At 70.6% G+C, this 3,294-nt stretch carries 3 protein-coding genes; 1 reads left to right on the top strand and 2 read right to left on the bottom strand.

The window, feature by feature from the left end:
* The first annotated feature begins 96 nt into the window (after positions 1–96).
* Complete coding sequence (locus EDD90_RS22925) at positions 97–1,113, top strand: threonine/serine dehydratase (protein WP_123974822.1); 1,017 nt, start codon at positions 97–99, stop codon at positions 1,111–1,113.
* 337 nt (positions 1,114–1,450) lie between these two features.
* On the opposite strand, the gene EDD90_RS22920 is transcribed toward EDD90_RS22925, so the two are convergent.
* Together EDD90_RS22920 and EDD90_RS22915 are read right to left on the bottom strand one after the other, a co-directional pair.
* The gene (locus tag EDD90_RS22920) at positions 1,451–2,308 is read right to left on the bottom strand and encodes an ABC transporter permease subunit (protein ID WP_123974821.1); all 858 of its coding nucleotides are present in this window, start codon (positions 2,306–2,308) and stop codon (positions 1,451–1,453) included.
* On the bottom strand, positions 2,305–3,216 hold the full coding sequence (locus EDD90_RS22915; RefSeq protein WP_123974820.1) for an ABC transporter ATP-binding protein: 912 nt from the start codon (positions 3,214–3,216) through the stop codon (positions 2,305–2,307). Before EDD90_RS22915 ends, EDD90_RS22920 begins: the two co-directional genes overlap by 4 nt.
* Between the last annotated feature and the right edge of the window lie 78 nt (positions 3,217–3,294).

Here is a 3,294-nt window from a genome sequence, read left to right as displayed (position 1 = left end):
CCCGGGCGCCGGCACGACCGGCGGACCGCATGCTGTCCGCCCGCTGCGGGATGCAGAGGGGGACGGCTCGTTCGATGGGGTGGGAAGAGGACGGGAATGCATGAGCACGAAGGCGGCCTCGCCGACGTCGGCGCCGAGGGGTCGCGCCTCGGCAGGGATGACGTGGACCGGGCCGTGCGGCGGCTGGCCGGCCGGGTGTGGCGCACGCCGGTCGTCCGCTGCGACCGGCTCGACGCGCTCGCCGGTACTCGGCTTTGGCTGAAAGCCGAGAACCTGCAGCGCGGCGGATCGTTCAAGACCAGGGGCGCGCTCCTGGCCGTTGAGCGGCTGGCCGCCGCCGGAAGCCGCGGCGTGGTCGCGCAGAGCACGGGGAACCATGCGATCGCGGTCGCGCTGGCGGCCCGTGCGACCGGGCTTCCGGCCGTGCTTGTGCTGCCCGAGGACGCGGTGCCGACGAAGATCGATCTGATCCGGGAAGCCGGAGCGGAGATCGTGTTCGCCGGCACCGTCCTCGCCGAGCGGATGGCGATGGTCGAGAGCATTCAGGTCCTGCGCGGGTACGACGCGGTCGATCCCTACCAGAACCGCGATGTCGTCGTGGGTCAGGGGACTGCCACGGCCGAACTGATCGGCCAGGTCGCCGCCGAGGGAGGCCGGCTGGACGCTGTGGTCGTTCCGATCGGAGGCGGCAGCGCGATCGCCGGGGCCTGTCTGGCGGCCGCAGGGGAAGGCCTGGCGGTGGTCGGAGCGGAGCCGGACGCCGTGCCCGCGTTCACCGCGGCTGTCCGGGCAGGCGGGCCGGTGACCGTGCCCGCCGGCTACACGATCGCCGACGGCCTTCGCCCCGATCGCATAGGCAGCCTCCCCTTCGATCTCGCCCACCGAACCGTCGCCTCGGTCGTCACGGTGAGCGAGACGGCCATCGAGGGCGCACTTCGTGCCGCCCTCCTCCACGCACGCCTCCTGATAGAGCCGGCGGCGGCAACGGCGCTCGCGGCGGCACTGGATCACGCCTCCGGCTTCGGCGCCGACGTGGGGGTGGTGCTCACCGGCGGAAACGTCGAGGCGAGCCTGGTGACTTCGCTGCTGCCTGGTCTCGACGTCCCCAGTTGAGTGCTCCTCCCGGCCGATCAGTACACCACCGCACTCCGGGTGGGCACAGCGGAGGCCGAGCGGGTGCCCGTCGGTCCACGCGTGGCGGACCGAAGCACCCGGCCTACCGGGCGATCGAGGAACTCGTCTGTCCAGCAACGGCCGACCACCTCGGGGAGGCCGACGGGCGCTGTCCTCCCCGGGGTGGATCTACGTCGACCCTGGCGAACAGCCCGGGTCGGCGCCGACCGAGAGATCATGCGGATGCGGGGCAGGCCCCGACCCCGGGCAGCGCGGTGGGCGGACACTGCACGCGTGACCGCCCACCGGCTGTGGCGGGTGGGCGGCAGGGCCGGTGTCACACGTCCCGGCGCCGTACGACCACCACCGCGACGATCACTGAGGCGAGGGCCCAGGCGGCGAGCGCGATCCACGAGCCGGTGATCGTGGCCGGATACCTGCCCAGGTGAGCCTGGCCATGCGGATTCAGAGTCAGTCGGCTCTCGGCGTTGAGAGGGAGATAGTTGCCGATCTCCTTGAAGAGCTTGTAGCGGTCGCCGCCGAAGAGCAGGGGCAGGATGAACAGCTTCCCCACGACTGCGGTGATCGAGGCTGTGGCGTGTCGCAGGACGGTACCGAGGGCCATGCCGATGAGTGCGCAGACCGGCACGATCAGTGCGTAGGCCACGACGGCGCGGGCGCACCCGGGGTCATGGATGGACAGCCCGACGTGGTGGGGGGCGAGCATGGCGTTGGTGACGAAGAAGGACGTCGTGGAGACGATCGCACCGAGGACGAGTGTGATCGCGGTGACCAGGGCCACCTTGGCCGTGATCACCGCGCGGCGGTCGGGAACCGCGGCGAATGTGGTGCGGATCATCCCGGTGGCGTACTCGCCGAAGACGGTGATGGCGCCGAAGCTGGCGGCGGCCAGTGTCATGAGGTCGGCGGCGATGATGTTGAGGCCGTGCCACAGCGGGTCGTACTTGACGGGGGGAGAACCGTCTGGCTGTGGCCGGCCGATGTAGAGCAGGTCGCTGTGGACGGCGTTCACGTTGATCGCGATCGCAGCCAGGGCGCTGAGCCCGAGCACCCAGTAGGTCGAACGGAGCGACCGCACCTTGATCCACTCGGCTGCAATCAGGTCCGCGAACCGTGCCCGCTGTTCGGGCGCGCGGTCGGACTTCTCACCCGCGGACAACGTCGAGGTGCTCATTCGGCCTCTCCGGCAACGTAGTCGATGCTGTCGGCGGTGAGGGACATGAAGGCCGACTCCAGGGACGAGGTTTGGGGGGTGAGTTGGTGCAGCGCGATGCGGTGCCGGTGGGCGAGGTCGCCGATCCGGGCTGCCGTGAGGCCCACGACTCGGCCCACCTCGTCGGTCTCCTTCTGCACCGATGCGCCCTCGGCTGTCAGGACGTCCGCCAGCGTGGCCAGGTCGGGCGTCTGAACGGTCACACTCAGGGAGGTGTCGCGGGCCGCGAAGTCCTCCAGGCTCTCGTCGGCGATCAGCCGGCCCTGGCCGATGACGATGAGGTGGTCGGCCGTGTGCTGCATCTCGGCCATCATGTGACTGGAGACGAACACGGTGCGGCCTTCGGCGGCCAGGCGGCGGAAGAGCCCACGCACCCAGCGCACGCCTTCGGGGTCCAGGCCGTTGAGCGGTTCGTCGAACAGCAGCACGGGCGGGTCGCCCAGGAGCGCGCCTGCGATGCCGAGCCGCTGCTTCATGCCGAGGGAGAATCCGCCGATGCGGCGCCGTGCCGCCTTGGCCAGCCCGACCTCGTGCAGCACCTCGTCCACACGGACGAGCGGAATGCGGTTGCTGCGGGCCAGGGCGGCCAGGTGCGCTTGGGCGCTGCGTCCGCCGTGGATGTCCTGGGCGTCCAGCAGTGCGCCGACGCGACGCAGCCCGCGGGGATGGCCCGCGAAGGGCGTCCCGTCCACGGTCACGGCTCCACCGCTGGGGGCGTTCAGGCCCAGGATCATGCGTAGCGTGGTGGACTTCCCGGCTCCGTTCGGGCCGAGGAACCCGGTCACCCTGCCTGGTTTCACAGTGAAGGTCAGGTCGTCGACGGCGACGGTGTCTCCGTAACGCTTGGTCAGATGCGTGGCTTCGATCACGAGTCAACCATGCCGGGGCGACCACGAGGTCGGCATCGGCCCAGCGATCACATTCGGGGGGTCTGCTTGTAGCCCGGA

It is taken from the genome of Streptomyces sp. Ag109_O5-1, assembly GCF_003814875.1.
Taxonomy (GTDB): Bacteria; Actinomycetota; Actinomycetes; order Streptomycetales; family Streptomycetaceae; genus Streptomyces; species Streptomyces sasae.
This window is presented reverse-complemented; position numbering and strand designations above follow the sequence as displayed.

Bases quoted from the DNA above. Each gene is read 5' to 3' on its own strand.
- EDD90_RS22925 (WP_123974822.1), top strand. From the start codon at position 97: ATGCATGAGCACGAAGGCGGCCTCGCCGACGTCGGCGCCGAGGGGTCG.
- EDD90_RS22920 (WP_123974821.1), bottom strand. From the start codon at position 2,308: ATGAGCACCTCGACGTTGTCCGCGGGTGAGAAGTCCGACCGCGCGCCC.